General features: G+C 67.5%; 21 protein-coding genes and 1 pseudogene. 10 read left to right on the top strand and 12 right to left on the bottom strand.

Going from position 1 to position 24,074, the window contains the following annotated elements:
- Positions 1-33 precede the first annotated feature (33 nt).
- Positions 34-1,293 (top strand): MalY/PatB family protein, encoded by a 1,260-nt coding sequence (locus QXH22_RS17735; RefSeq protein ID WP_306276487.1) that lies wholly within the window; start codon positions 34-36, stop codon positions 1,291-1,293.
- 127 nt (positions 1,294-1,420) lie between these two features.
- Here the strand turns inward: QXH22_RS17735 and QXH22_RS17730 are convergent, their stop codons facing one another.
- On the bottom strand, positions 1,421-1,945 hold the full coding sequence (locus QXH22_RS17730; RefSeq protein WP_306239808.1) for a PadR family transcriptional regulator: 525 nt from the start codon (positions 1,943-1,945) through the stop codon (positions 1,421-1,423).
- A gap of 181 nt (positions 1,946-2,126) precedes the next feature.
- Here QXH22_RS17730 and QXH22_RS17725 point away from each other — a divergent pair, with 181 nt between their 5' ends.
- The 3 genes from QXH22_RS17725 (at position 2,127) to QXH22_RS17715 (ending at position 5,588) form a co-directional block, all read left to right on the top strand.
- The gene (locus tag QXH22_RS17725; protein WP_306276909.1) at positions 2,127-2,879 is read left to right on the top strand and encodes a hypothetical protein; all 753 of its coding nucleotides are present in this window, start codon (positions 2,127-2,129) and stop codon (positions 2,877-2,879) included.
- A gap of 61 nt (positions 2,880-2,940) precedes the next feature.
- A complete protein-coding gene (locus QXH22_RS17720; protein WP_306276486.1) occupies positions 2,941-4,185 on the top strand; it encodes a hypothetical protein in 1,245 nt (414 codons plus the stop codon).
- A complete protein-coding gene (locus QXH22_RS17715) occupies positions 4,182-5,588 on the top strand; it encodes an MFS transporter (RefSeq protein WP_306276485.1) in 1,407 nt (468 codons plus the stop codon). Before QXH22_RS17720 ends, QXH22_RS17715 begins: the two co-directional genes overlap by 4 nt.
- A gap of 34 nt (positions 5,589-5,622) precedes the next feature.
- On the opposite strand, the gene QXH22_RS17710 is transcribed toward QXH22_RS17715, so the two are convergent.
- Positions 5,623-6,357: a 3'(2'),5'-bisphosphate nucleotidase CysQ gene (locus QXH22_RS17710; protein WP_306239805.1), complete on the bottom strand. Its 735-nt coding sequence runs from the start codon at positions 6,355-6,357 to the stop codon at positions 5,623-5,625.
- Positions 6,358-6,479: 122 nt separating this feature from the next.
- Between QXH22_RS17710 and QXH22_RS17705 the strand changes: the two genes are divergently transcribed.
- The gene (locus QXH22_RS17705) at positions 6,480-7,373 is read left to right on the top strand and encodes a haloalkane dehalogenase (protein ID WP_306276484.1); all 894 of its coding nucleotides are present in this window, start codon (positions 6,480-6,482) and stop codon (positions 7,371-7,373) included.
- 87 nt (positions 7,374-7,460) lie between these two features.
- Here QXH22_RS17705 and QXH22_RS17700 read toward each other — a convergent pair whose 3' ends face one another.
- Positions 7,461-8,645, bottom strand: a complete 1,185-nt coding sequence (locus tag QXH22_RS17700) for an acyl-CoA dehydrogenase family protein (protein WP_306239803.1) — start codon at positions 8,643-8,645, stop codon at positions 7,461-7,463.
- Positions 8,646-8,759: 114 nt separating this feature from the next.
- On the opposite strand from QXH22_RS17700, the gene QXH22_RS17695 reads away from it, so the two are divergent.
- Positions 8,760-9,944, top strand: coding sequence for a serine/threonine-protein kinase (locus QXH22_RS17695; protein ID WP_306239802.1), 1,185 nt, complete (start codon positions 8,760-8,762; stop codon positions 9,942-9,944).
- 1 nt (position 9,945) lies between these two features.
- Here QXH22_RS17695 and QXH22_RS17690 read toward each other — a convergent pair.
- Both QXH22_RS17690 and QXH22_RS17685 read right to left on the bottom strand, forming a co-directional pair.
- Positions 9,946-10,732 (bottom strand): annotated as a pseudogene (locus QXH22_RS17690) (SDR family NAD(P)-dependent oxidoreductase).
- A gap of 127 nt (positions 10,733-10,859) precedes the next feature.
- Complete coding sequence (locus QXH22_RS17685) at positions 10,860-11,306, bottom strand: SRPBCC family protein (RefSeq protein ID WP_306239801.1); 447 nt, start codon at positions 11,304-11,306, stop codon at positions 10,860-10,862.
- A 124-nt stretch (positions 11,307-11,430) separates the two neighbouring features.
- On the opposite strand from QXH22_RS17685, the gene QXH22_RS17680 reads away from it, so the two are divergent.
- Positions 11,431-11,823 carry a hypothetical protein gene (locus tag QXH22_RS17680; protein WP_306239800.1) on the top strand — a complete coding sequence of 131 codons (393 nt, stop codon included), beginning with the start codon at positions 11,431-11,433 and terminating at the stop codon, positions 11,821-11,823.
- On the opposite strand, the gene QXH22_RS17675 is transcribed toward QXH22_RS17680, so the two are convergent.
- The gene (locus QXH22_RS17675) at positions 11,820-12,176 is read right to left on the bottom strand and encodes a VOC family protein (protein ID WP_306244071.1); all 357 of its coding nucleotides are present in this window, start codon (positions 12,174-12,176) and stop codon (positions 11,820-11,822) included. The two genes, QXH22_RS17680 and QXH22_RS17675, sit on opposite strands and share 4 nt — an antisense overlap.
- A gap of 139 nt (positions 12,177-12,315) precedes the next feature.
- Between QXH22_RS17675 and QXH22_RS17670 the strand changes: the two genes are divergently transcribed.
- The 3 genes from QXH22_RS17670 (at position 12,316) to QXH22_RS17660 (ending at position 16,217) form a co-directional block, all read left to right on the top strand.
- Positions 12,316-13,371, top strand: coding sequence for a cupin domain-containing protein (locus QXH22_RS17670; protein ID WP_306239798.1), 1,056 nt, complete (start codon positions 12,316-12,318; stop codon positions 13,369-13,371).
- A 117-nt stretch (positions 13,372-13,488) separates the two neighbouring features.
- Positions 13,489-15,426: a methyltransferase domain-containing protein gene (locus QXH22_RS17665; protein ID WP_306276483.1), complete on the top strand. Its 1,938-nt coding sequence runs from the start codon at positions 13,489-13,491 to the stop codon at positions 15,424-15,426.
- The gene (locus QXH22_RS17660; RefSeq protein WP_306239796.1) at positions 15,423-16,217 is read left to right on the top strand and encodes a glutamate racemase; all 795 of its coding nucleotides are present in this window, start codon (positions 15,423-15,425) and stop codon (positions 16,215-16,217) included. The genes QXH22_RS17665 and QXH22_RS17660 overlap by 4 nt, the downstream gene beginning before the upstream one ends.
- Here QXH22_RS17660 and QXH22_RS17655 read toward each other — a convergent pair.
- From QXH22_RS17655 to QXH22_RS17630, 6 genes are all read right to left on the bottom strand, one after another.
- Entirely contained in the window at positions 16,214-17,095 is an 882-nt protein-coding gene (locus tag QXH22_RS17655) for a universal stress protein (protein WP_306276482.1), read from the bottom strand. The two genes, QXH22_RS17660 and QXH22_RS17655, sit on opposite strands and share 4 nt — an antisense overlap.
- 106 nt (positions 17,096-17,201) lie before the next feature.
- Entirely contained in the window at positions 17,202-18,092 is an 891-nt protein-coding gene (locus QXH22_RS17650) for a 3-oxoacyl-[acyl-carrier-protein] synthase III C-terminal domain-containing protein (RefSeq protein WP_306276481.1), read from the bottom strand.
- Positions 18,076-19,179: a 3-oxoacyl-ACP synthase III family protein gene (locus QXH22_RS17645; protein ID WP_306276480.1), complete on the bottom strand. Its 1,104-nt coding sequence runs from the start codon at positions 19,177-19,179 to the stop codon at positions 18,076-18,078. Before QXH22_RS17645 ends, QXH22_RS17650 begins: the two co-directional genes overlap by 17 nt.
- A gap of 60 nt (positions 19,180-19,239) precedes the next feature.
- The gene (gene ppsA, locus QXH22_RS17640; protein ID WP_306276479.1) at positions 19,240-21,522 is read right to left on the bottom strand and encodes a phosphoenolpyruvate synthase; all 2,283 of its coding nucleotides are present in this window, start codon (positions 21,520-21,522) and stop codon (positions 19,240-19,242) included.
- Positions 21,519-23,048: a bifunctional aminoglycoside phosphotransferase/ATP-binding protein gene (locus tag QXH22_RS17635; protein WP_306276478.1), complete on the bottom strand. Its 1,530-nt coding sequence runs from the start codon at positions 23,046-23,048 to the stop codon at positions 21,519-21,521. Before QXH22_RS17635 ends, ppsA begins: the two co-directional genes overlap by 4 nt.
- Positions 23,049-23,052: 4 nt before the next feature.
- Complete coding sequence (locus QXH22_RS17630; protein ID WP_306276477.1) at positions 23,053-23,955, bottom strand: universal stress protein; 903 nt, start codon at positions 23,953-23,955, stop codon at positions 23,053-23,055.
- Positions 23,956-24,074: the final 119 nt, after the last annotated feature.

Raw genomic sequence — 24,074 nt, 5'->3', positions numbered from 1 at the left:
GACACCACTGCCGAGCAGTCGCAAAATCGCATGATGGCCGACGAAACTGTGCGAGTTCGCGACTGCTCGCGCAAGGAAAGCAACCCGCTCGAGCAGTTGACGCTCGAACAACTGCGCCACCGCACCAGCATGAAGTGGCGCGCGTACCCGCCCGATGTGCTGCCGCTGTGGGTCGCCGAAATGGACGTCCACCTCGCACCCGCAGTGGCGCAGGCCATTTACCGAGCCGTCGATGCCGGCGACACCGGATACCCGCACGGCAAGGGCTACGCCCAGGCGATCAGCGAATTCGCAAGGCGGCGTTGGCATTGGGACGGTCTGTCGGTCGGCCGCACCAGGGTGGTGCCCGACGTGATGCTCGGTGTCGTCGAGATGCTGCGACTGGTCACCGATCGCGGCGACACCGTCATCGTCAACTCCCCCGTCTACGCGCCGTTTTACGCGTTCGTCTCGCATGATGGCCGCACCGTCGCCGAGGCGCCGCTGGGCAGCGACGGACGAATCGACCTGAACACGTTGGAAAATGCGTTCGCCCGCGCCCGCAAGTCGGCGGGCCCTACCGGCAAAGTCGGTTATCTGCTGTGCAATCCGCACAACCCGACGGGCGCGGTGCATACCGCCGAAGAGCTACACGCCATAGCCGAATTGGCCAGGCAGTATGACATCAGAGTCGTGTCCGACGAGATTCACGCACCACTCATTCTGCCCGGCGCCCGGTTCACCCCCTACCTCAGCGTTCCTGGCGCCGAGAATGCGCTGGCGTTGACGTCGGCATCCAAGGCGTGGAATCTGGCCGGGCTCAAAGCAGCGCTTGCCATGGCCGGTCCGGAATCAGCGGCCGAATTGCGGCGCATGCCCGAAGAAGTCGGCCACGGCGCCAGCCATCTGGGCCTCATCGCGCACACGGCCGCCTTCAGCAAGGGCGGCGACTGGCTCGACGCGCTATTGCACGGACTGGACGAGAACCGCACCCTCCTCCAACATCTCGTTCAGGAGCATCTTCCCGGTGTCCGGCTGCTGCGCCCGCAGGGCACCTATCTGGCATGGCTGGACTGCCGCGAACTCGGATTCGCCGACGAACACACCGAGGGCATCAAGGTGGTATCGGACCTTTCCGGACCGGCCCGATGGTTTCGCGACCATGCTCGGGTCGCCCTCAGCTCGGGTCATGTGTTCGGCACCGGCGGCGCCGGACACGTGCGCCTGAACTTCGCCACCTCCCAGGCGATTCTGACCGAGGCCGTACTGCGGATGCAGAAGGCGCTGACCGACCGGGCCACCGCGCGAGGTTGAGCTGCGTAATCCGCAATCCCTATCCGACAGCGTGCATTTCAGCCGCCGCGGCGCCCGGGCGTAGCGGTCTGGACATCAGGCGATGCCTCGCGCGCCGGCCGAACCCGCACGCAGCAGCACGCCATAGTCAGTTGAGATCGCGCTTGTTCATCGCGTCGAGCACCCAATTGGCCCATTCGATTTCATGCTGCGTCCAGCGCAGCCCCTGCTCGAGGGCAGCTCGGGCGAAGAAGGCGTCGTCGTCGGTCCAGTCGTGCAACTCGAGGATCTGGACGTAGTGTGCGTGCTCCCGCTCGGCCAGCGACAGCAACGACTTCAGGTACTGACGCGCCTCATCCGGCGCCAGCTCACCGAGCAGGAAAACCCGCAACAACGCGGCGTTGCGGATCGGCGGGTCCTCTTCTGGCGACAACATCCACCGGTGTAGCTCGGCACGCCCCGCATCGGTGATCGCGTATTCCTTGCGGCCGCGCGGGCCCAGGTCGGACACGGTGATCAACCCCGCCGCAGCGAGTTTGTTGAGCTCTCCGTACAGCTGGCTCTGTGTCGCGGGCCACATGTTGTCCATCGACTCTTTGAACCGTTTCAGCAGGTCATAGCCACTTCCGGGCTCCTGGGACAGCAAGCCTAACGCGGCATGTCGCAAACTCACGAGACCCATCTTAACCTTCCATAATTGACATGTCACGAGCGCTCATGTCAGTATCGACATGTCAGTTTAGGAATGTCAAGGTTCAAGGAGGTCGATCATGACCCAGCCAGCAAACGTCAACCACGGCGCACAGACAACGAACACCAACCGCATCACGCGGAAGGACAACCGCATCACGCGCATGCTGGATGGGTTCCTGACGTCGCCGTTCGCCGGCATCGCGCCGTGGGCGCTGTTGTCCATCCTCGCCACCCCGGGCCACTTCGAGATCGCGGTCGTGTCCGCGCTCGGCTTCTCGGTGCTCGTGATGGTGGTCGGACTGGCACGCGGCATCAAGATCCACGCGCTGGAAGTCTTCGGCGCGGTGTTCTTCGCACTTCTCGCCGTGGTCGGCCTGTTCGCCGGCGGGACCGTGGTCCGATTCCTGGAGATGTGGTCCGGTGAACTGACCAACATCTCGCTGGCGATTTTCGCCTGGCTGACTCTGCTGTTCGGCCGTCCATTCACCCAGGCCTACGCCAAAGACAGCACACCGGAGGAACATTGGGACAGCCCGCTGTTCAAGCGAATCAACAGCGTGATCACCGGTGTGTGGGCGGGCGCGTTCACCTTCGCCGCGGGCGTCGGCCTGGCCGGCAATTGGATCCTGCATGACCCCGAGAACTTCTGGACAGGCTGGATCCTGCAGCTGGCGGCCATCTTCTTCGCCGTCGCATTCACCGAGTTCTATCCGGACTACGCCTCGGCCATGTTCGCGCTGGACAACGGCGAGGAAGCCGACGTGCCCTCGGTAGTGCAAATCATCGACTGGCTACCGGGTTTCGTTGTCACCGCCGGTGTGGTGGGGCTGATCACCGGATCCATCGATGTCGCCGTGGCCATCGCGATGATCGCGGGCGGCAGCCTCGTGTCGGGAATTCTCGCCAAGCTCTGAGGCGACGGGCGCTCCCAACACTGCAATTCGTAGTTATGTCATTTGATTGAAGGAGATTCCGATGCGAGGCGACCTCATCCTCGGTTCAGCTGTCACGGGCGCGAAGTTCACTCCGCGCAACCACGCCAAGACCGGCAACCCGTTCATCGACCTGGTTTCCCAGGGCCAGACCATCAAGTCCGACGTCGGCCAGCTCGTCGCCGAGGCTTCTGCCCTGTTCGACATCGGCGTTCGCTATTACCACTACCATGCGCGCAACCCATTGACTCAGGAGCAGAGCACCGCGAACTCGCTCTACTCGGCGGTCAGCCTCGAGGTGCAGGACCGGCTGCCGGGCATGCTGATCAGCTTCGGCGCCAGCCGTAACGGCGTCGAGGTCAAGGAGGCCATCCAGCGTTATGGCGAATGGGAGCGTATGAGCCAGGCGGCGATGCCGCTGCACCTCGGCGGCGCGCACTTCGTCACCAAGCAGGCCGCGGTAGAGCTACAGGTCATCCTCGACCTGGAGCGTAGCGGTCACGACATCAGCATCGAGGCGGCATCGCAGCCCGAGTTCGCGCGCCAGGTCCGCCATTACGTCCCGTCCAAGTGTGAAAACGAGACCGCGCTCGACGTGCACTCGACCTCTGGGGGCGGCAGCTACGGCAGCACGTCGCCGCACACCCAGTTCGAGGTGTACCGGAAGGCCGTGGACGCGCGTCGTCGGCTGCACCTGCTGCACGAAGTGGAATGGGTTCAGCTGCAACGCAGCTACGCCATGACCCGGTTCGCCACCGAACACCCCTTGATCGGGCTGGGCTCCGAAGGTCAGCTCAACATCACCCTGCTGTTCGGCTTCTCACCGCGCTTCCCGTTCCCGGAAAGCTATGCCGACTTCCGGCGCGCGGTGTCGCTGGCCAAGTCCCTGGAATACGACCTCTCCGGTCGCCGGGTCCGCAATGTGACGATCTCGGTGGGTGCCGCAGTCCTGCCGCAGCACGCCCAGCACCACGTCAAGGAACTCGAATTCGGTTCGCGCAAAGGACAACTCGCAGGCCCTGTGGAGCGGCTGGCGTGCTATGCCGCGCAGGCTGACAGCGAGGTCGACATCATCCGCTCCGGCATGGAAGACACCCCGTACATCGTCACACCCGCTGGTGAGGTGACGTTGACCGACAATCTCGGACTTGCTCATCAGGTGCGAGCGATGGTCGAGAGTTGCGGATCGGAGTTGCTCAGCGACCCCCGCGCGGTGCGGCAACGCACGGGATTCTGTGCCCTGTCCCGCCTCGTCGAGGCCGAACCGGTAGGAGCCGTCGCACCATGATCAACATTCGTCATCGCGGCCTTGCGGTCGCCGTCTGCACCATGTCGACGTTCATCATCAACATCGACACCACCGCGTATCAGGTGGCATTGACGCAGATTCGCGATACTCTGCCGGCCACCTTCGCGCAAGGCCAGTGGATCCTCAACGGGTTCATCCTGACCCTGGCCGCCCTCTATTTCATTGCCGGCGCCCTGGGCGATCGGTTCAACAAACGCAGTCTGCTGGTGGCCGGGCTCGTCGTTTACATCGCCGGCTCGCTAATTACGGCCCTGTCTCCCAACGCCATTGCGCTGATCGCAGCGCGGGTGGTGGCGGGAGTCGGCGCGTCGATCCTGGTGCCGGTCGGGTTGGCCATGGTCCGGGTGTTCGCTCGCTCCTCGCGGGAACTGCAGCAGTTCACCGGCGCCTGGGGCGCGGTGGTAGGTCTCGGCATGGCGTGTGGACCACTCGCCGGAGGGTTCATTTCCGGAGCGATGGGCTGGCGCATGCTGCCGTTGGCAACCGCGCTGCTGGCCGGGGTCTTCGCGGTGCTCGCGATTGCGCTGCTGCCTTCCACCCCGGCGCACGATTCGCCGAGCCAAGACTGGACCGGCATCGCCGCGCTCGGTGCGGTGATGTTCGGCGTGATCGGCGGGTTCATCGCCGTCGGGCAGCGCCATCTGATGGCGGCCGGCGGTCTGTTCGTCGCTGTCACGATGGTGCTGGCCTGCCTGCTTTTCCGGCGCCGGCGGAGCGGTCGCTTCCCGGTCCCCGAGCAGGCCTGCCAGTCGCGCGAATTCCGGGCCGCGATGTCGGTGGCGGTCGGCAACTATATCTGCGTGGGAGGCTCCATCTTTCTGCTGGCGACCGGTTATTTCCAGGGCACCCAACATCTTTCGGTGCTCGCCGCGGGTGCCGCGCTGGTCCCGCTGGCGGCGGGGTACGCCGTGGGTGCACGGATCTCACCGATCGTCATGGGCCGGTTCGGGCCGTTTCAGGCAGTCGTCGCCGCCGGTCTCCTGATGCTGGCGTCCAGCGTCGCCGTCGCAGTGCTCGTCGGCATGGGCGCCCCCACCGCGCTGGTCAGTGCCGTCGCCGCCACTCTGGGCGCAGGCATGGGGATGGCCAACACCCCCACCAACACCCTGGCGATGTCCGAGCTGCCGGTGGCCTACGCAGGTGCCAGCGGCGCCTTCGTCTCGACCGCACGCCAGGTCGGCCAGGCCATGGGGATTGCCGTGTGCGGAGCCGGTTCTGCGCTGGCGGCCTCGGCGCACCTGCCCGCCGCGCTGCCCTGGATCGGAGTCGTCATCGCCGCCGCGGCCCTTACGCTGACCGGAACCCGTTGCCTGTCATCGCAGTTGGCAGGAGATCGCATCATTGTCGCAGCGCTCGGCCGGCGAACGGTCGTCAACGCCTGACACCGTCGCAGAAGTACCGCTGCTGCAGCGGCGATCAGGACTGACGGGTGACAGCCAGCACCGATTCGGCGAGTTCGGGTCGGCACACCACGAGATCGGGCAGTTTGGGATCGGGCTGGTTGTACCGCAGCGGAGATCCGTCGATGCGCGAGGTGTGGAGTCCGGCGGCCCGGGCGACCGCCACCGGTGCGGCGGAGTCCCACTCGTACTGACCGCCGGCGTGCACGTAGACATCCGACAGGCCCTGCACGATCGACGCGACTTTGGCTCCGGCTGAACCCATTTCGACCAGCTCCCCGTCCAGCGCATCGCGCACGGACAGCGCGATCGCCGGCGGGCGGGTGCGTGAGACCACGATGCGTGGTCTGCCCGAAGACTCCGGCGGCGGCAGCACCTCGGGCGTCGCCAGGGTGATCCCCTGTGCCGCCAGTGCGACCGCGCCGGCGACGAGTTCGCCGGACTCCCACAGCGCAACGTGCACCGCCCAGTCCTCACGGTCCAGTTCGGAGAATTCCCTGGTGCCGTCCAGCGGGTCGACGATCCACACCCGCTCACTGCGCAGCCGCACCGGGTCGTCGGCACCCTCCTCAGACAGCACCGCGTCGCCCGGCCGTTGCCGGCCCAGCGCCTCCATCAGAAAGTCGTGAGACCGCTTGTCCCCCGCGGCCTTCCGTTCGCTGGCGTCAGCTTCGGCGAACTCCGCGCGAACCCCGAGCAGTAACCGGCCGGCCTCGGAGGCCAACTGGGCGGCCAGTGCGTGGTCATTCATGGCAAGCGGCTTCCTCACCTGTCCGGGAAAATGTTGGCTATGTTAACCGACTTTACCCGGCTACGCATGGTGCGATATCACCGGTGGTGCACAGTCGCGGTCAACGCAAAAGGAGTAACCCCATGGACGTCCTGCGAACCCCGGATTCCCGCTTCGAGAATCTGGCGGGCTACCCGTTCGCGCCGCACTACGTCGACGTGGCAGCAAGCGACACCCCCTCGCTGCGCATGCACTACGTCGACGAGGGGCCGGCCGCCGGCTCACCCATCGTCCTGCTGCACGGCGAACCCACCTGGAGCTACCTGTACCGCACCATGATCCCCCCGTTGTCCGCTGCCGGTCACCGCGTGCTGGCACCCGATCTGATCGGCTTCGGCAAGTCCGACAAGCTCACGCGCAGAACGGATTACACCTATCTACGGCATGTCGAATGGGTGACGTCGTGGTTTGCGGAACTCGATCTGCGCGACGTGACGCTGTTCGTCCAGGACTGGGGGTCGCTGATCGGGCTGCGGATCGCCGCCGAGCAGAGCGACCGTATCGCGCGAATCGTGGTGGCCAACGGGTTTCTGCCCACCGCGACGCGGCGAACTCCACCTGCGTTCTATGTCTGGCGCGCCTTCGCGCGGTTCACCCCGATGCTGTCAGCCGGCCGCCTGGTCGCGGTCGGCACCGTCCGAAAGGTTCCGGCGGCGGTACGCGCCGGCTACGACGCACCCTTCCCCGGCAAGAAGTACCAGGCCGGGGCGCGCGCCTTCCCACAGCTGGTGCCGACCTCGGCCGACGATCCGGCGATACCGGCCAACCGCGCCGCATGGGAGGCGCTGGGGCGATGGCAGAAGCCGTGCCTGGCCATCTTCGGTGACCGCGACCCGATTCTCGGACGGGCCGACCGCCCCTTGATCGCGCACATCCCCGGCGCCAAAGGACAACCGCACGCCCGGATCAACGCCAGCCACTTCATTCAGGAGGACAGCGGACCGGAACTCGCCGAGAGAATCCTCGCCTGGCTGTGAGGGACCCTGCGCGCCGAACGTGAAGCCACGGCGAAAATCAGCGCATTTTTTCGCCGTGGCTTCACGTTCGGCGCAAGGCAGCTACACCTAGAGCCCGAACTGGTCCTCGATGAGGCCGAGCCAGATCTGCGCCGAGTCCATCGCGACCTTCTCGCTGATGAAGGCGTGCTGGGTGCCGGTGTAGATGTCGCGGAAGGCCCGTTCCAGGCGGCTGCCTTCCCGGATCGAACTGGTTCCCGCCACCAGATGCGCCCATTCCGCGCACTCGCGCGACACGTCGGTGGCGAAGACGGCGGCAGCGCGCATGTCCGCCCGCAGCATCGGGCTCAGGTCGTCCCCGGAGGCGACGGCGGCTTCGGCGGCGCCGAACGCGTCCAGCACCAGCAGCCGGGCCGCACGCCAGGCGGACACATGGTGCGCCAGACCTTTCTGGAAGGTCGGGCGAGTCGCCAGCGACGCCATGTCGCTCATCCGGTACTTCGTCGCGGCCAACTCCGCCACGTCGTCGAGCATGCTCTTGGCCACGCCGAGTGCCCACGAGGCGTGGCCGGCGGCCGTCACCGGCATCAATCCCATGTGCGCGGCCGGCGACGACCCGCGGCGCGGCCGGCGGTCGAAAAGCCCGAAGGTCCTGCTGCTGGGCACGAACACGTCCTGCACGCTGTAGTCATAGGAACCGGTGCCTTTGAGGCCTTGCACGTGCCAGCCGTCGTTGAACTGGATCTCCTCGCGCGGCACCAGAGCCACCTGCATGTCCGGGATGCCCTCGCTGATCCAGCGCATCTCGCCGTTGTCCATCGGGAAGAACCCGGCGGCCACGTACTGCGAGTGGCCGGTGCCCGAGCCGAAGCTCCACGAACCGCTGAGCCGGTATCCGCCGTCGACGACGACACCTTGCCCGTTGGGAAAGAACTGTCCGCCCATCGTGACGTGGTTGTCGTGCGCGGTGAACACTTCCGCGAAACCCTGGTCGTCGAGATAGGTGGCCGCGGCGAATCTGGACGGCAGGTTGGCGATCCCGATCCATCCGAAAGAGCCGTCCTGCCAAGCCATTTCGATCCAGGTGTCGATTAACTCGGCGAGCGGGGGCTCATTGCCGCCGGCCTCGGCGGGGCTCAGGGCGGTCATCAGCCCGCTGTCCCACATCTCGTCGACCACGGCGTCCGTCAGCGTCCGCAGCTGCTCGCACGCACCCGCCTCGGCCCGGACCAGATCCCGCATTCCCCGGGCCAGTGCAACGACCTGGCCACTCACCTCGGTTGTCGACGTCATCGGCGCTTCCAATCGTGATTGCTGACCCTGGCCGGGCCACGAAAAACGACACGTCGACCGTACGCCACAAGTTTCAGCTCGAACATGTGTGGTTATTTCACAGGGGAAATGACCATGGAGTATCGCGAAACGCTGACGCAGCCGCTCGGCGTGCTTGGTGGCCGCTACGAACTGGGCAAGGTCCTGGGGCGGGGTGGCATGTCCGAAGTCCGCGAAGGATGGGACCTCAAGCTGGGCCGCCCGGTGGCAATCAAGCTGCTGCAGTCAGGTCCAGGCAACGAGGACGGGCCTGAAACGCGGCTGCGCTTCGAGACCGAGGCGCGGGCCACCGCCGCGCTGAGCAGTTCGAACATCGTGATCGTCCACGATGTCGGCGAACACCAGGGACTGCCGTTCATCGTGATGGAGCGCCTGCCCGGGGTGTCGCTGGCCGACCACATTGCGCGCGGCCCGCTCCCGCAGCCCTTCGTCAAGACGGTTCTCGATCCGGTACTTGCCGCGCTGTCCGCGGCCCATGGCGCCGGGATCCTGCACCGCGACGTCAAGCCCGGCAACATCCTGTTCACCGCGTCCGGCGAAGCCAAGCTCGCGGATTTCGGCATCGCCAAGACTGCGGGCGGAGCGAAAACGATGACCGGGCAGGTCGTCGGCACGATGGCGTACCTGAGCCCGGAGCGGCTGGCGGGGAAGCCGGCGACGACGGCCGACGACCTGTATGCCGTCGGCGTGGTCGGTTACGAGGCGTTGACCGGACGGCGGCCGTTCCCGCAGCAGCAGTTCGCCGCGCTGGCGAACGCCATCCTGCATGAATCGCCGCCGCCGGTCGCCGCGCTGCGGCCCGACGTGCGACCGGAACTGGCCGCCGTCTGCGAGCGCGCGATGACCCGCAACCCGGCCCAGCGCTTCTACCAGGCCGACGCCATGCGCGAAGCTTTGAATGCCCCCGCTCCCCGTCCGGCTCCGGTTCGCCCGGCCACCCTGGTGATGCCGACGCCTCCGGTCGTGGCCACGTCCGCGTACGTGCCGGCGCAATCCGAGCCGACGCGTGTCAGCCGGAAGTTGTGGGCCGCGGCAATCCTGGCCGTGCTGCTGCTCGCGATCATGCTGATGGCACTGGGCGCGCCCTCCTCGAACCCGCCGCCCTCGTCGCCGGCCGGCACCACAGCACCGCTGCCACCACCGGCGGCCACGACACCGGATACAGCGACCGTCGCCAGCACGCCGGAACCCGCGCCGCCGCCTCCGGGCGGGCCGCCAGGCAGATCCGGCAAGAAACCCAAGGGCGGAAAAGGCGACTGACTCAGTCGGGCAGTCCGAACAGCTTGACCACCTCGTGGTCGCGGCCGGCGAGATAGCCGCCGTCGACCGCGATGGCCTGACCCGACACGAATGAGGCATCGGTGGACAGCAGGAACGCCGCCATGGCCGCCACCTCCTCGGGTCGCCCCAGCCGCTGCAGTGCGTGTTCTCTGGTGATCGCGGCCCGCGGGCCCTCCATCCCTGGTATTCCGAAAACGCTTTCAGCAAGCGGTGTTTCGATGAAACCGGGGCAGATTGCGTTGGCCCGGATCCCACTCGGCCCGTAGTCGAGTGCGATGTTCTTCGTCAGCAGCACGACGCCACCCTTGGCGGCGTTGTAGGAGCTGCCTCCCGCGGTGCCTTCCAGGCCCTCGACGCTGGCCAGCGTCACGATCGAGCCGCGCTCACCGTCCACCCGGGGCTGCTCGATCATTCTGGCCAGTGCCGCCTTGGCCACCAGGAAGGTGGCGGTGAGGTTGATCCGGATGACTCGATCCCACTCGGACTGCGGCAGCAGATGCACCGGACCTCCGCCGGCCACTCCGGCGGAATGCACCACCCCGTCCAGCCGCTCGGGTACCGCGGCGAAGAGCGAAGCCACTGCGGTCTCGTCGCTGACATCGGCGGCCACGAAGTGGAATTGCGGGCCGAGGTCCGGCGGCGGGACGAGGTCGGCGCCGATGACGGTGCCGCCCTCGTCCAACAGTCGCCGGGCTGTCGCCAACCCGATGCCCGATGCGGCGCCCGGTCACCACCAAGGTGCGCCCTTTGGCGCGGTCGGCGCTCATCGGCGCTCCTGCTTTGTGCCGCCACTACGGCTGACCCCTCGGCAACCGTATGTGGCGGGTAGGGGTAGTCCTACACCGCAACGGCACGAGGTTTGGTTTTTTGAGGAGCGAATGGTCAGGTTCACAGCTAACTCACAAGCGCTTTATCGCAAGCTGCCAGGATCGCGAGGAAGTTCACCCGCAACAGCGGCCGGCTGACCAGCTGCATCAGCTTGCCGCCGGCATGAACGGGGTGGGTGTAGTTGGTCAGCCAGTCGACGTGGGTGCCCTCGCCGGATGAGCTGCCTGAGGGGGTGAACGTCAGGGTCCCGCCGTCGTGATCGAAGGCCGGAAACGCGCCCACGATCAGGTAGGAGTAGCTGTGCGGACGGTCGTAGGCCGTGATGTCCTCCCGGAACCACATGCCGGTCCCGAGTACCTCGCGAACGGCGCCGACGCCGGGCCCCTTGGTGTCTTTGCTCCATGCGGACTTCAAGACCAGCGGCGCCGTGGCGAGATTCACCGGATCGGCCAGCCAGTCGAAGACCCGCTCCACGGGTGCGGCGATCGTGCGCTGCACGTGAATCTCGACCATGGAACCTGATGTTAGGCCGAGTAGACATTCGGGGACGGTGACGCGCCCGTGCGGGTGCGACGATCCACGCCGACGGCCGGCACCGCCGACGCAACGGTCGCCGGCCGCGGGCATGATTAGCGCCATGACCACCGAATCGCTCGCCGAACGCGCCCCCGCCCAGACCACGGCCTACCGCCTCGCGGCGATGCTGCTCGGCATAGGCACCCTGCACTTCGTGGCGCCGAAGCCGTTCGACGAGATCATCCCGGCCGAGTTGCCGTTCAGCGCACGTTTTTACACCTACGCGTCGGGGGTGGCCGAGCTGGTCATCGGGGCACTGCTGCTGCCGCGCAACACTCGGCGACCCGCCGCCGCCGCGGCGGTCGCGCTGTTCATCGGGGTCTACCCGGGCAACCTCAACATGGTTCGGCTGTGGTGGGGCAAACCGTGGCCGATGCGTGTCCTCGCGCTGGCCCGCCTGCCGCTGCAGTTTCCGATGATCACGGCGGCGCTCAGGGTCTACCGCAACAGTTAGAGCGGCGACCCGACGCGGTGCAACGTGCCGTCCGGGTCGACGTAAGCGAATTCCCTTAAGCCGTAAGGTGTGTCGTGCGGCGGGTGCAGCCGCCCGCCGAGATCCGCCAACGCCTTCCATTCCGCGTAGAGCGCGTCGGCGTCGCTGACGTAGAAGTACACGCTCGACGACGTGGTCAACGGGTCATGCTCGGCCCATTCGGTGAGATGCATCTGGACCGGGCCACGATCGACGAAGCCGTAGCGTTCCGGACCCGCGTAGCCGCGCGCGTCGAATCCCAGCCGACGGTATCGAACGAGAGCGGCGTCGAGGTCCCGCACCGGCACGATTGCCGCCGACGACGTGAATTCGATGTCAGACATGCCACGAGTCTGTCACCCGCGTCCGCGCACCCCTTTGATAACCACCGCCGATCAAAACATCGAAAACGGGTGTTGGACGGTGCGCTCATCCCGGCCCGATCCTGAAGGCAGGATGATTAAGGAGGATGAAATGCTCACGCAGACAAGCACGCACGTGGCATCACTGGTCAACGGTGAGGTCGTGGAGGAGTCCGACCTCGGTTCCATTCAGCGGCTGACGGCCGACAACTTCCCCATCTTGCAGGGCATGTCGATCAAGCGGCTGCTGATCAACCCCGGCGCGATGCGCACCCCGCACTGGCACGCCAACGCCAACGAACTCACCTACTGCGTGTCGGGCACCGCTCTGGTCTCCGTGCTCGACACCGGCAGCCAATTCAGCTCTTTCGTGGTGCGCGCCGGCGAGATGTTCCACATCGACTCGGGTTCACTGCACCACATCGAGAACATCGGCACCGACGTGTGCGAGTTCATCATCACCTTCCGCAACGAACGTCCCGAAGACTTCGGCCTGGGCGCCGCCTTCGGCGCCATGACCGATGCGGTGCTGGGAAACACCTACGACCTGCCGGCCTCGGACTTCGCCTCGCTGCGCCGCAGCACCACCGACCGCGCGCTGGCGGCGCGTGCCGGAGCACCTGACGTCCCTGCCACGGCATTCTTCAATGACCCCCACAAGTTCGCCGTCGAGGCGATGACTCCCCCGGTCAGCCTGGCGGTCGGCTCGGCCCGGACCGCGCGGCTGCAGTACTGGCCGGCGCTCAAGGACCTGTCGATGTATTCGCTGCGCATCCGTGAGGACGGAATGCGGGAGCCGCACTGGCACCCGATCACCGCGGAGATGGGATACGTCAACCGGGGCGCGGCGCGGATGACCGTCATGGGGCCGGGCGGCGAGTTGGACACCTGGCACCTGCGGCAGGGTGACGTGTACTTCATCCCCCGCGCCTACCCCCACCACATCGAGGTCTTCGACGCCCCCGAGATGCACTTCTGCATCTTCTTCGACCAGCCGACTCCCGGCGACATCGGCTACCGGGCGTCGGTGAGCGCCTACTCTCGCGAAGTACTCGCGGCCACGTTCAACACCCACATCGACGACCTGCCCGATTTCCCGTTCACGAAGGCCGACCCGCTGATCGTCAACCGGCTCAACCCGCTCGACGCCCACGCGGTCGGGGAGTGACGTCGCGCGTTCCAAGAATCCTCCAAGGATCCTCCAAGAGCCTGGCGAGACCGTTTGGTTGCCAAACCGAAACCAATACGGCGGCTCCCCGGCCGGGCTCGTCAAAGGGGGAAGAACATGACCGATACGGCGCACCACCTGCCGGCCACCACGCGCGACCAGCTCGCCGAGCTGGCACCCCTGCTCGACGAACTGGCCGCCGTTGCGGTGCGCGGCGCGGTCCCGGACGCGCAGCTGCTGGCCCGCGCAGCCGCGGCCCGGCCGGCCCTGTCAGCGCTCGCCGGCGACGCCGGGGACGGGGAGCCGTATTCGCGCTCCATCCTGCGGGTCGACGACCAGGTGGAGATCATGCTAGCCCGCTGGCGCCCGGGCCACCGCTGCGCGCCGCATGACCACGGCGGCGCGGGCGGTGTCGTGATCGCGATCGAGGGTTCCTTCAGCGAACGCCGGTTCTGCTGGGCGGGAACGGGGTTGAACGTCTCCGAACAGCTTGCGCGTCACCAGGGTACGGCCATTCAGATTTCGCCGGAGGTCATCCACGACATGGCCGCCCCGTCCGGCGGGCTGTCTCTGCATCTGTACAGTCCACCGCCGGCCGGCATGCGGGTATTCGACGTCGAGCGGGCCGAAATGCTGGAACTCGTCGGCAACTACGGTGCCTGGATCCCCTCGGGTGAGCATCCGCGCATCCCGTTCGCCGCTGCGAAACCCGCAGTCGCCCAACCCAAGCCGGTGATCTGGGTGGCCCACACCACCCACTACCGCGGCGGTTCGGCCGAGTTCGCGGTCGCCGCGGCCACCATGGGCCGTGAACTGGCCGCCGCACACCCCGATGCCGAGGTGGTGGTCTCCGGTCTGCGCCGCAAGGCCGACTTCGCCGCAGAAATTGCCGGGTTCGCGTCGTCGGGCCGGGTGATCGGCCAGCTGCACCTGATCAGCCACTCGGGCATGTACGGCCCGATGTTCGGATCCACGGACTGGCCAGAACAGTTCTCACCGCACGAGTGGCGGGACATGACGATCCCCTTTGCCCCCGGCGGCCAGGCATATTTTCACGCCTGCCGAACGGCGCGCTGGTTCACGCCGTTCTTCGCCGACGTGTTCGGTGTGACCGCGTTCGGCAACCACAACTACACCACCGTGTCCGCCCGCCCGGACCGGTTTGCGTGGGCGGGCCGTCAACCGGCGGCTCGCCCGAGTCTTTACCTGATCGCCGCCCCCGGCAAGAAGTCACACGGCTGGGCCGGCAGCGTGCGCAAGTACCTCGGCTGTACCGCCGAACCCATGGTGGAAAGCCGGCCCGCCGCCGCACAACATGAACGCTCCTACGACCGCGTGGCCGAACTCTACGACCGGGCCTACGCCGACATCCGGGTCCGGGAGGCCGAATGGCAGTGGGTGGCCGGCCGGCTGGCGGCCGCCCACGCCGAACTCGGCCGCCGGGTGCGCGTGCTGGAAATCGGTTGCGGCAACGGGGCTTTGCTGCGAGCCCTGGACGACAACGGCGACATTGACTTCGCCGTCGGCGTCGACAGTTCCGAAGGGATGCTGACGCGGGCCCGCGAACGCAGTCGCGACCGGTCCCGGCTGCGATTCGGCAAGGTGAACGGCCCGGACCTCGACGTGCCCGATAACCATGTCGACGTGGTGATCTCGTTCCTGTCGTTCCGCTATCTGGACTGGGACCCGGTGATGGCCGAGATTCGGCGGGTGCTGGCCCCGGGCGGCCGGTTGTGGGTCGTCGACATGGTGGAGCAACCGGTGCGGATCCGCGAGCTGCCGATACTGGCCCGCTCTGCCGTCGCGCACCTGCGCACCCGGCGACAGCGCCCCCAGTTCGCCCATGACCTGGCCACCTTGACCAACCACGAAGAATGGCGGAACATGCTGCAACACAATCCGATCCGCGCGGAGCACGAATACCGCTGGTATTTCGGCAGCCGTTTCCCCGACCGGAGGCTGCAGACCTTGACGACCACCAGGTCGGCCCGAGTGGTGGCGTTCGATTCCGGTCCGCTGGCCAAGGGGCAGACCGCCCCGCTCTCCTACCCGTGACCGCCGTGGACACCGAAGCCTGCCTGGGCATCATCGACTGGGGCATCGGCGGCGTGGGCCTGGTGAACGCCCTGGACCGGCTGGTCCCCGGGCTGCCGGTGGTGTACTGGTCCGACGCCGGGGCCACCCCCTACGGCCGGATGCATGCCGACGAACTGACCGACCGGCTGATGCGGGTGGTCACCGCGCTGGCCGAGCGCGGCGCAACGGAAGTGGTGCTCGCCTGCAACGCGGCCAGCACGGTGGTAGCCGGGCTGACGGCGGCGCCGGTGGTGGTCGAGGGCATCATCACCCACGGTCTGGCCTCGGTTCCCGAAGACCTCACCTCGGTCGGCGTGGTGGGCGGCCAGCGCACCATCGACGCCGGGCACTATCAGCGCGGGCTGGCCCGGCCCGGACGGGTGGTGTGGCCCCGGGTGGCGCAGCCGCTGTCGGCGCACATCGAGGCCGGCCGCACCGGCTCCGCGCAGTTCCAGACCGACCTGGCCGATATCGTCGCCCCGCTGCGACAGGCACAGGCCCTGGTTCTGGCCTGCACGCACTACCCGGCGGCGAGTCGCTGGTTCGCGGCCGCCCTCCCCGACACCCTGCTCATCGATCCGGCCGAACACCTGGCCGCGGCGATCGCCTACCGCTATCCCGAGATGGCGTGGCCGGCACGCCCGGCCCGCAAGGTGTTTCTCACTACCGGTGACCCGGATGCGATGCGCCACAACGCCGCTCGTGCTTGGGGCACCCTGCTGACCACCCGAGCGGTGCGACGGCGGGATCGCAGTGCACTGGCGTCCTAGTCTGCGGTGCGGGCCACGATCGTCGGCGTGTGTACCGAGTGCACCACGGCATTGCTCACCGAACCGAGCAGCATTCTGGCGATGCCGCCGCGACCGCGGCTGCCCAGGACCACCAGCTGCGCGGACTTCGACTGGTTGATCAGCTCGTGGGCCGGCCGGTCACAGACCACAAGGCGCTGCACCGCGACATCGGGATAGCGTTCCTGCCAGCCGGCCAGGCGCTCGGCAAGGACCTGTTCCGACTCAACCTGCAGCGCGGGCCAGTCCAGGCCGCCGAGGTCGAGTATCTCGGCGTCGCTCCACGCGTGCACCGCTCGCAGATCCACGCCGCGGCGCGATGCCTCGTCGAACGCGATGGCCGTCGCCCGCTCAGAAGCCGGGGACCCGTCGATGCCCACCAGCACCGGAGCGTCGTCGCGGACGTCGGTCTGCTCGGCGGGGACGATGACGACCGGGCAGACGGCCCCGCGCAGTACGCCCGAACTCACCGATCCCAGCAGCACGCGCCCGACCGCGCCGCGTCCGTGAGTGCCCACCACGATCATCTCGGCGGCTTCGGACAGTTTTACCAGCGTCGGTATCGGCGGTGACGACTTCAGCTCGCTCGCTATCTCGAGGGCCTGACCGGCCGTCTCGCGGGCCAGCTTGGCCGCTTCCTCGAGCACCTGCCGGCCGTTGTCCTCCTGCCACACCGCCACGCCGCCGGGCAGCGGAATCTGGGGGAACGTGGGCACATACGTGCTGAGCATGTGGACCAGCGTCAGCGGGACGTTGCGCATCGCCGCATCATGAGCGGCCCATACCACCGCGGCGTTCGACGCCGCCGACCCGTCGACTCCGACGACCAGGCCCTTTCCACCCTGCTCCGATGTCGTCACTTTTCACTCCTCGCGTTCGGCACACGAAAACGCTATTGCGCGAACGCCGCTCGGTCGTGGGCCTAAAGTCCTCGACTGCGTGAACATCGCGTCGTGGTTGGGTGAACTACCGGCGCGGCGGCTGGCGGTAGAGAGCAGCACCCGCGACAACGCCGGCGCCGGCGGCGACGAAGAGCACCCGGCCGCCCGCGCGCAGGCCGGCGCTCTGCTGCTCGAGAGCCGCGGCGAGCGCCGCGGTATGCATGCGGTGATCGTCTGCCACGCACACCTTTTCGGCGGGCACGCCGAGCAGCGAGCTCAGCGCCTCCCGGTACCGCGGCCGGGCCGGAGCGGCGATGATCAGGTCGACGTCGTCCAGCGACACGTCGTACTGCTCGAGGCAGGCCCGTACCGCATCGGAAGCCACCGCCGCGAACCTGTCATCCGCGTCGGCCGACTGCCGGAACCGCAGGACATTACGGCCGTCGGCGAATCCCACTGTCGCAGAGTAGGTGTCGAGATCATCGAGGGCGTCGCTCGCGTTCGCCCAGGCCACGTCGCTGAGCCCGTAGTCGTCGTCGGTCCAGCCGCACAACAGCGCCGCCCCGGTCGGCGAGAACGGGAAGTGCTCGCTCATACCGTGACCGGGATCGGCGTCGCTGGTCACCACCAGTGCGCGGCGCACGCTGCGGGTCCGCAAGAACCCGTCGACGATCTGCAGTGCGGTCAACACGCCGCAGGCACCGTTGGCAATGTCGAAGGAGAAGGTGCCGTGTGCGCCGGAATGCGGATCCTCCGGGTTGGCCCCGATGTCGTCCTGTATCAGCGCGGCCAGCGCGGGCTCGCCGAGGTTCTTGTCGCGGTAAATCCCGGCGTTGACCACCAGGTCCAGCTCGTGCGGCTCGCATCGGGCCTGTCGCAGACAGTCTTTCGCCGCGGCGACAGCCAGGTGCAACGCGCTGTGCCGGCCACGTAACCGCGGGTGTGCGACGTCGACGCGGTCAATCACTGTGCCCATAACGGCTCACCAAATCCTCGTCCAGGGTCACCAGGACCACACCGATCTCCAGGCCCGATGCCAACGCGAGCAGTGCCACCCGCTCGCCGGCCACGATCCGTCCGGCTTCCAGTTCCTCGACCAGGGCCACCGTGTGCGTCGTCGACGCGGTGTTGCCGTAACGGTCGACCGTGATCACCGCGTCGTGCTGCGGGCTGTCACCGAAGGACTCCTTCATTCGCGTCATGCCTTTGCGGATGGCGCGGGCCGAGGTCTGGTGGGTGATCACATGGTCGATGTCGTGAATCGAAATGCCCACGGTGTCAAGCACTTCGTGCAGCAGCAGCGGCGTGTTGGCGATCGCGGCCTTCTGGATGGCGCGCGAGTTGGTGAACATTCGCGCGCCCGGGTCGTGTCCTTGGGGATAGGCCAGGCAGAGTCTGCTGTAGTCGGCGACCGTGGTGAACCCGGCCAGCTCGATACCCGCCGCGCCGGCCGGGGCCCGTTCCAGCAGCAGCGCCGCACCGGCGTCGCCGAGCGTCAGAGACGCCAGCTCCTTGCTCATGATGTTGCGGATGTGCTTGGCCGCGTTCTGGCCGAGCTGCGAAATGTACTCGCCGCTGACCACCAGCCCGCGCCGCACGATGCCCTGACGAATCCAGTTGTTCAAGATCGTCACCCCGGTGAGCATCCCGGCGCAGGCGTTGGACACGTCGAAGGTCATCGCCCGGTAGGCCCCGACGTTGCGGGCCACCGCACCGCTCATCGTGGGCTCCAGCCACTGGGTGAGGCCGCCGCGGAATTTGGTGATGCTGCAGCTGATCACCACGTCGATGTCGGCGGGATCCTGCTGTGCCTTGGCCAGGCAGTTCAGCGCCGCCGACGTGGCCAGCGACAGCGAATCCTCCTCCCCCGCAGACACCCGCCGCTCCCGGATCCCGGTCAGCTTCTCCAGATCGATGTGGGTGCGGTGCCGGGTGGTCGCCATCAGGTCGTCTGTGGTCAAACGGGTTTCGGGAAGGTGCCGGCCGGCACCCGCCAACCGGGCGGCAAAGGGCGCCCGCGCACCCTGACCGTCGGTTTCCATCACCAGCCAGTGCCGCGTCATGGTGACACCTCTTTCCGTGCCGTCAGGCTGTCAACCGCGAGTTTCCGTGCCGTCAGGCTGTCAACCTCGAGCCGATTCCAGCAACAACCGGCGTTCGGCGGCTGCGACCGTGCGCCGGGTGGCCGTCACCGCGTCGGGATTGACCGACACCGAGGTGATGCCCATCCGGACCAGGTGCTCGGCGAATGCAGGGTTAGTCGACGGTGCCTGGCCGCACAGCGACGAGGTGATGCCGTGCTTGCGCGCCGTGGCGATGATGCGTCCGATCGCATCGAGCACCGCGCCGTCGGATTCGTCGAACAGTTCGGCGCAGATGTCGGAGTCGCGGTCGACGCCCAGGACCAGCTGGGTGAGGTCGTTGCTGCCGATGGACACCCCGTCGATGCCCATCGCGATGTACTCGGGCAGCCAGAACATCACCGACGGCACTTCGGCCATCACCCACCGGTGCAGACCACGCTGCCTGCCCAGCGGGCTGGCATCCACCTGAGCCAGGCACGATTCCAGCTCCCACCGCGTCCGGACAAAAGGAATCATCAAGTGCACGTTAGGGTTACGCTCCCGCACCCGGGCCAGCGCCTCGAGTTCGAGCGCGAACAGGTCGGGCTCCTTGACGTACCGGTAGCAGCCGCGGTAGCCGATCATCGGGTTGTGTTCGACCGGCTCGTAGGCCTCGCCGCCCTGCAGACCGCGGAATTCGTTGCTGCGGAAGTCGGTGGCCCGGTAGACGACCGGCCTGGACCCGAAGGCGGCGGCGATGCGGCCGATGGAGGCCACCATGGCGTCAACCAGGCCGGCCTGCTCGCCGCGGGCGATCAGGTCGCGCGGGTGGCGCCCGGAAAGGGCTTGGGTGAGCAGGAACTCGGCCCTCAGCAGGCCCACTCCGTCCACGTCCTGGGCGGCGACCGCCTCGGCGGTGTCCGGAATCGCCAGGTTGACGTAGATCTTGGTGCCGGTGGTCTCGCTGACCGTCGCCACCGTGGCCGATGGCGCCGCGACCACCTGCGCCGGTGCGGTGGCGGCGCCGGCGGTGACGGTGCCGCGGCCGCCGTCGACGGTGACGACGTGACCGTCGTGCAGGATTGTCGTCGCGTCGCGGGCGCCCACCACGCACGGAACCCGCAGCTCGCGCGCGACGATGGCCGCGTGGCAGGTCATCCCGCCGGTCTCGGTGACCAGCGCCGCGGCGCGGCGGATCGCCGGCAGCCAGTCGGGGTTGGTCATCGGGGCGACCAGAATCTCGTTGTCCTGCAGGCGGTTACCCTCCTGCGGGGTGCGCAGCACCCGGATGCGACCCGAGGCCGAGCCGGGCGCGGCCGGCAGTCCGCGCACCAACACCCCGGATTCCCCGGACTCCCCCGATTCGTCGGCCTCGTCGTCGTACAGCATGGTGATCGGCCGGGCCTGCACCAGCCAGGTCTTGCCGTCGGCGATCGCCCATTCGACGTCCTGCGGGCAGCCGTGGTGATTCTCCACCGCGACAACGAGTTCCGCGACCCGCCGTAGCGCATCGTCGTCGAGTACGCGCGCTTCGGCCTGCTCGGGTGTCAGTTCGACGATGACGTCGTGACCGTCGGCACCACGTTCGATCTTGAAGGCCTGATACCCGATCGAGAAATCGCGCACCCCCAGCGTCTTCTTGTCGATGACATAGGTGTCGGGCTGGACCTTTCCGGACACCACGACCTCACCCAGGCCCAGCGCGGCTTCGATGACCAGGTGATCCCGCTCGCCCGTGCTGGGGTCGGCACTGAACGCGACACCGGACTTCTCCGAGGCGATCATCTGCTGGACGACGACGGCCATCGCGGGGTCCGCGGTGAAACCGCGACTGGCCCGGTAGGTGATGACCCGTGGGCTGAACAGCGAGGCCCAGCACTGCGTCACGGCATCGATCAGGTCCTCGCCACCGGTGATGTTCGTCAGCGTCCGGTTCATCCCGGCAAAGGAGGCGTCGCTGCCGTCCTCGCCGGTGGCCGAAGAGCGCACCGCCACAACGGTGTTCGACCCCAACCTGGCGTAGGAATCGAGCAGCTGCACGCGCACGTCGTCACTGACACCCGCCTTGGCCACCAGCTTCTGCATGCGCTGGCACAGTTCGCCCAGCCGGGCGCTGTTGTCGACCTGCGCCAGCGCCTCCCGGTGCAGCGCGGCGAGTTCGGTGTCCACACCGCCGGCCCGCATCGCCGCCTGGTAGCCACCACGGAGCAGGACGAAACCCGGTGGAACCGGCAGACCCGCGGCGACCAGCTCACCCATATTGGCGCCCTTGCCGCCGGCCTCCTCGGCGTCGGTCAAGCGCAACGCCGATATGTCCGCGACGTAGCTGTTGTTCGTGGTCATGCCCGTTCCTTTCGGTGCAGAGTGTCGTCGGTCGCGCGGCTCCAGACCTCATAGGCCTGGGCCACGGAAGCGTCGAGCGGCTGGGAGGTGTCCATTCGATACGCCGACTCCCAGGCGTCGCGTCGGGCCGCCAGGGCGGCGGCGATGTCGGGGGTGGCATCGGAGTTGCCCGGTGCACGGTGCTCGATGCGTCCGGCGCTCGTCTCCACCGGCACGGCGCACACGATCTCGGCGATCCGCGCATGGGTTTCACCGGCCATGCGCCGGGCCTGGGCGCGCAGACCCGGGTCCTGCCAGGTGCCGTCGAGGATCACCGACCGCCCCTCGTGCAGCAGTACGCGGGCCCGGTGCAGCACCGTTTCGTAGACGGCGGCGACATTATCGGGGCTGTAGAGACCGGAGTCCAGCACCCCGGGGCTACCGGAGATGGCACCCGACTCGCGCAGCTCCCGTCGCACATCGTCCGTGGAGATCACCTGTGCACCAACCTGTTCGGCGAGCCCGCGGGCCACGGTGGACTTACCGCTGCCGGGATTCCCCCCGATCAGTACCAGCCGGACGGCTCCGGCGGTGAGGTGCTCTGCCGCTATCGCGAGGTGCCGCGCGGCGTCGTCGGCGGATTGCTGCCTGCCCTGCAGGAACCGCACGCAATCGACCTTGGCCCGCACACCCGCCCGGTAGGCGATGTAGAAGTGCTGCAACGACGGCGGCGCCGCATCGCCCGTCAGCGCGACGTAGCGCGCCATGAAGTGGTCGCCAAGGTCTCTGCGCCCCAGGAACTCCAGGTCCATGGCCAGGAAGGCGGCGTCGTCGATGCGGTCCAGATAGCGCAGCTGGTCGTCGAACTCCAGGCAGTCCAGCAGCACCGGCTGACCGTCGACGAAGAAGATGTCGTCGGCGAGCAGGTCACCGTGGCCGTCGAGGATGCTGTCCTCGTCGATGCGGCGGGCGAACAGCCGGCCCCGGCCTGAAACGTATTCCGCGGCAAGGCGCTCGATGCGGGTGACGGTCTCCTGCGTCACTCCCGGAACCGCGGTGAACTGGTGCAGTTCGTTCAGATTGGCCCGCCATCGCTGATCGACCGCACCGGCCTCACCCTGGATGCTGATCAACGGGCTGCGCTCGGCCCGGCTGTGAAAGTCCGTGAGCACCGCGGCTATCGCGTCCAACAGCCGCTCGCATTCGCCGGACGCCTTGTGGCCGAGCAAGAATGCCAGCCGGTCCTGGTCGCGGTAGCGGCGCATGACGACGATCGGTTCGGCGGCGCCTCCGGCCGGATCGGACAGGTGGGCCACCCCGAGGTACGCCTCGGGCGACAGGCGGCGATTCAGCTCGACCTCCCGCCGGCAGGCGCGCTCCCGCTCTTCGGTGGTGCGGAAGTCGACGAAATCGGTCAGCACCGGCTTCTTGGCCTTGTATGCCCGATCGCCGGCCAGCACGACAACACCGGTGTGGGTTTCCCGGACATCCAGAAAGGGGGCAGTGGTCGAATCAGTTGAACATTCGGCGGTAATCGCAAGCTCCATGACTTCAGGCCGTCAGTCGCCGGGACGGGGTCTGCACCGGTCGCGCGACGATAACCGGTGTGCGGGTGGAGTGGACAACCGCGTTGCTGACCGACCCCAACAGCATGGCGCCGACCGAGCCGCGCCCGTGACTGCCGACCACCACCAGCTGCGCGGATTCCGCCTGCTTGATGAGTTGTCGAGCGGGCCGGTCACACACCACCACGCGGTGCACGGTCACGTCGGGAAACTGCTCCTGCCATCCCGCCAGGCGTTCGGCCAGAATGCGATCCGCGTCCTCTTTGAAGATGGTCCAGTCCAGCCCGGGCAATTCGACTGCTTCGATGTCGCTCCACGCGTGCACCGCTTTCAGCTCGACTCCGCGCCGGGAGGCTTCTTCGAACGCGATGGCCGTCGCCAGCTCGGAAGCGGGCGATCCGTCGATTCCCACGACGATCGGAGCGCCCGCCCGCACGTCTTCATCACGGATCACCGCGACGGGGCAGTTGGCGCGCCGGATCACCGCTGAGCTGACCGAGCCCAGCAGTCCCCGCCCCACTGCCGAGCGGCCGTGGCTGCCTACGACCATCAGCTCCGCGTTCTCGGACAGTCGCACCAGTGTCGGAACCGGCGGTGAGCATTTCAACTCGGTGGAGACCGGAACGGGCCGGGAGGTGCCGATAATGTCCTCGGCCACCTTGACGGCATGTTGCAGTACCCGGTGGCCGTCCTCGTCGCTCCACATCCCCATGCCCATCGACAACGGCATTTCCGGGTACATGGGGACCGCGGCGGTCACCATGTGGATCAGCGTGAGGGGGACGTGGCGCAGCACGGCTTCCCGCGCCGCCCACACCACCGCGGCATTCGATGGTTCCGATCCGTCGACGCCGACGAGGATGCCGTGGCGCTCAGCCAGCGCGTCCATCTCGTTCTCCCTCCGTTACCGAAAACGCTATTGCCCGAACCGACCTGGGTCGTGGGGCTTTAGTCACCAAGTGCAGGGACGTGGGACCTTCATTGCCTTTTCGGCGGCCAACTGGAGCT

Source organism: Mycobacterium sp. TY814 (assembly GCF_030755175.1).
Classification (GTDB): domain Bacteria; phylum Actinomycetota; class Actinomycetes; order Mycobacteriales; family Mycobacteriaceae; genus Mycobacterium.
This window is presented reverse-complemented; position numbering and strand designations above follow the sequence as displayed.